Genomic DNA, 1,430 nt, shown 5'->3' with positions numbered 1-1,430 from the left:
TCTCCCTAGAAAGGAGGTGATCCAGCCGCACCTTCCGGTACGGCTACCTTGTTACGACTTCACCCCCCTCACCCTCCACACCTTCGGCGCCTCCCCCCTCTCGGTTGGGCCGGCGACTTCGGGTGCAGACGACTCGGGTGGTGTGACGGGCGGTGTGTACAAGGCCCGGGAACGCATTCACCGCGGCATGCTGATCCGCGATTACTAGCAACTCCGACTTCATGGGGGCGGGTTGCAGCCCCCAATCCGAACTGGGGCCGGCTTTCCGGGATCCGCTCCCCCTCGCGGGGTGGCATCCCTCTGTACCGGCCATTGTAGCACGTGTGCAGCCCAGGGCATAAGGGGCATGATGACTTGACGTCGTCCCCGCCCTCCTCCGCCTTGACGGCGGCGGTCCCGCGTGGGTTCCCGGCATCACCCGATGGCAACACGCGGCGGGGGTTGCGCTCGTTGCGGGACTTAACCCAACATCTCACGACACGAGCTGACGACAGCCATGCACCACCTGTATGGGCTCCTCTCGGCCACGGGGTCTCCCCCGCTTCACCCATATGTCAAGCCCTGGTAAGGTTCTTCGCGTTGCTTCGAATTAAGCCACATGCTCCGCTGCTTGTGCGGGCCCCCGTCAATTCCTTTGAGTTTTAGCCTTGCGGCCGTACTCCCCAGGCGGGACGCTTAATGCGTTGGCTGCGGCACGGGGGGATCGTCCCCCCACACCTAGCGTCCATCGTTTACGGCTGGGACTACCAGGGTATCTAATCCTGTTCGCTCCCCCAGCTTTCGCGCCTCAGCGTCGGTCTCGGCCCAGAGGGCCGCCTTCGCCACCGGTGTTCCACCCGATATCTGCGCATTCCACCGCTACACCGGGTGTTCCACCCTCCCCTACCGGACCCAAGCCGCGGAGGTTCCGGGGGCTTCGGGGGGTTGAGCCCCCCGCTTCGACCCCCGGCCTGCCGGGCCGCCTACGCGCGCTTTACGCCCAATGAATCCGGATAACGCTCGCCCCCTACGTATTACCGCGGCTGCTGGCACGTAGTTAGCCGGGGCTTCTTCTGCAGGTACAGTCTTGACTCTTCCCTGCTGAAAGCGGTTTACGACCCGAAGGCCTCCGTCCCGCACGCGGCGTCGCTGCGTCAGGGTTCCCCCCATTGCGCAAGATTCCCCACTGCTGCCTCCCGTAGGAGTCTGGGCCGTGTCTCAGTCCCAATCTGGCCGGTCGGTCTCTCAACCCGGCTACCCGTTGTCGGCACGGTGGGCCGTCACCCCGCCGTCTACCTGATGGGCCGCGGAGCCATCCCCTCCCGTCGGGGCTTTAGCCGGGGTGCCATGCGGCACCCCGGGGTATCCGGTATTACCCGTCCTTTCGGGCGGCTATCCCGGGGGAGGGGGCAGGTTCTCCACGTGTTACTCAGCCGTTCGCCACTCGCTTC

1 rRNA gene is annotated in these 1,430 nt (G+C 65.5%); it reads right to left on the bottom strand.

What is annotated here, in order from left to right:
* Positions 1–9 precede the first annotated feature (9 nt).
* Positions 10–1,430: ribosomal RNA gene (locus AAA138_RS09820) — 16S ribosomal RNA — on the bottom strand; the annotation flags it as partial.

The sequence above is a fragment of the Collinsella sp. CLA-JM-H32B genome (assembly GCF_040098065.1).
In the GTDB taxonomy this organism is placed as follows: Bacteria; Actinomycetota; Coriobacteriia; order Coriobacteriales; family Coriobacteriaceae; genus Collinsella.
The sequence above is the reverse complement of the archived record's forward strand: the minus strand, read 5'-3'. Positions and strand labels throughout refer to the sequence as shown.